Origin of the sequence: Spongiibacter sp., from assembly GCF_041602295.1 — a bacterium.
In the GTDB taxonomy this organism is placed as follows: Bacteria; Pseudomonadota; Gammaproteobacteria; order Pseudomonadales; family Spongiibacteraceae; genus Spongiibacter.
In genome coordinates this window covers 1-2,377 of sequence record NZ_JBFIGO010000187.1, presented here as the reverse complement: position 1 = coordinate 2,377, position 2,377 = coordinate 1, and the positions used below count along the sequence as shown (strand labels likewise).

The following is a 2,377-nucleotide window of genomic DNA, read 5'->3' as shown; positions in this document are numbered from 1 at the left end:
GCAGACAAACTGCTGCAGCTCACGCTGAACCTTGGCGAACACGGACAAAAACAGGTGTTTTCGGGCATTAAATCCGCCTATTCACCGGAACAACTGATCGGCAAGTTGACGGTCATGGTGGCCAATTTGGCGCCCCGCAAAATGCGCTTTGGCCTGTCTGAAGGCATGGTGCTGGCGGCGGGCCCGGGCGGCAGTGAAATCTGGTTACTGGAGCCCCACAGCGGCGCCCAGGCGGGCATGCGCATCCAGTAGCCCTTATCGGCTCAGCCGATAAGATATTGTGGATTAAAAAATTTTAAACTGAACACTTGAACGAAATAAAATAGGCTTTCGAACACAATAACTAAACTGGGTGGCCATGCCAGCGCGCGAGGCCACCGCCAAACCACTGTTATAGAGGCAAGAGCTTTGCTCGCGGACTATACGATACTTCTGCTCGGCGCGATCCTGGTGAACAACTTCGTGTTGGTCCAGTTCCTCGGCCTGTGCCCCTTTATGGGGGTCTCTGGAAAACTGGAAACCGCCATCGGCATGTCCAGCGCCACCACCTTCGTGCTGACGCTGGCGTCAATCTGCAGCTGGATGACCTACGAGTGGCTGCTCGAACCGCTGGGCTTGGAATACCTGCGCACCATCACCTTTATCCTGGTAATCGCCGTGGTCGTGCAGTTCACCGAAATGGTGGTGCGCAAAACCAGCCCGCTGCTCTACAAGGTGCTGGGCGTCTTCCTGCCACTTATCACCACTAACTGCGCGGTGCTGGGCGTTGCCCTGCTCAACATCAACAAAGAACACAGCTTTGTCGAGTCGGCACTCTACGGCTTCGGCGCCGCCGCCGGCTTCTCCATGGTGCTGGTGCTGTTCGCCGCCATGCGCGAGCGCATTGCCGCAGCCGATGTCCCCGTTCCTTTTAAGGGCGCAGCGGTTGGCATGGTCACGGCCGGGCTGATGTCACTGGCCTTTATGGGCTTTGCCGGACTGGTATAGCGGAGCCTCTATGATCGAATTTATTAGCCAACAGCCCTTTGCCGCCGCCCTGCTGGCCCTAGTCAGCCTGGGGCTGGTGTTCGGCGCACTGCTGGGTTTTGCCTCGGTAAAGTTTAAAACCGAGGGCGACCCCATCGCCGACCAGGTAGAATCCCTGCTGCCGCAAACCCAGTGCGGCCAGTGCGGCTACCCGGGCTGCCGCCCCTACGCCGAAGCGATTGCCAACGGCGACGATATTAACAAGTGCCCGCCCGGCGGCGAGGCCACTATCGCCGCGCTGGCCGACCTGCTGGGCGTGGAAGCCAAACCGCTGGACGCCGCCGAAGAGGCCGTGCCCTCGGTGGCAGTGATCCGCGAAGACGAGTGCATCGGCTGCACCAAGTGCATTCAGGCCTGCCCGGTCGACGCCATTCTCGGCTCAGCCAAACATATGCACACGGTGATCGCCAGCGAATGCACAGGCTGCGACCTCTGCGTGGAGCCCTGCCCGGTGGACTGCATCGACATGGTGCCCATTCCCACCACACTGCAAACCTGGCACTGGGACAAACCAGCGCCCACCGAAGATTTGATCGCCAGCGACCGCATGGGCAGCACGCCCAGTGCTGCGGCTTGAATATGCCCACAGGTAATCACATAGCATGAGACAAATTTGGGACATTCACGGCGGCATTCACCCCGCCGAAAACAAAAGCCAGTCGCTTACTGAAAGCATTCGCGACGCCGGCGTACCGGCACAGCTCATCGTGCCGCTGTCTCAACACATCGGCGCCCCCGCTGCGCCCGTCGTCAGCATTGGCGACCGCGTGCTCAAAGGCCAGATGATCGGCGAAGCCAAGGGCTTTGTCAGCGCCCCCGTTCACGCCCCCAGCTCGGGCACCGTCGTGGCCATCGAGCCGCGCGTTATTCCCCACCCCTCGGGCATGAGCGCGCCCTGCATCGTGATTAACTGCGACGGCCAGGACGAGTGGATCACTCATCAGGGCATCGCCGACTACCGCAGTGTCGACCGCAACACCCTGCTCAATACGATTCGCAGTGCCGGTATCGCCGGCATGGGCGGCGCGGGTTTTCCCGCCTCGGTAAAACTCGGCGGTGGCAAAGACAAGCCCATTGAAACGCTGATCCTCAACGGCACCGAGTGCGAACCCTATATCACCGCCGACGACATGCTGATGCGCGAGCGCGCCGCCGAGATTATTGCCGGCGCCGAAATCCTGCGCCACCTGATCGAGCCCAGCAAAGAAACCCTGATCGGCATCGAAGACAACAAGCCCGAGGCCCTGGCCGCCATGCGCGCCGCCGCCGAGGGCAGCGGTATCGAAATTGTCAGCTTCCCCACCAAATACCCCTCGGGCGGCGAGAAGCAGCTGATTCAAATTCTCACCGG

General features: G+C 60.7%; 3 protein-coding genes and 1 pseudogene. All 4 read left to right on the top strand.

Annotated features, from left to right (window positions below):
- A pseudogene (gene metG, locus ABYM29_RS15525) lies at positions 1-252 on the top strand (methionine--tRNA ligase); the annotation flags it as partial.
- A 156-nt stretch (positions 253-408) separates the two neighbouring features.
- Entirely contained in the window at positions 409-987 is a 579-nt protein-coding gene (gene rsxA / locus ABYM29_RS15520) for an electron transport complex subunit RsxA (protein WP_372865700.1), read from the top strand.
- Positions 988-997: 10 nt separating this feature from the next.
- Positions 998-1,603 (top strand): electron transport complex subunit RsxB, encoded by a 606-nt coding sequence (gene rsxB, locus ABYM29_RS15515; protein ID WP_372865699.1) that lies wholly within the window; start codon positions 998-1,000, stop codon positions 1,601-1,603.
- A gap of 25 nt (positions 1,604-1,628) precedes the next feature.
- Positions 1,629-2,377: electron transport complex subunit RsxC (gene rsxC / locus ABYM29_RS15510; protein ID WP_372865698.1), on the top strand; the 749-nt coding region annotated here is incomplete at its 3' end.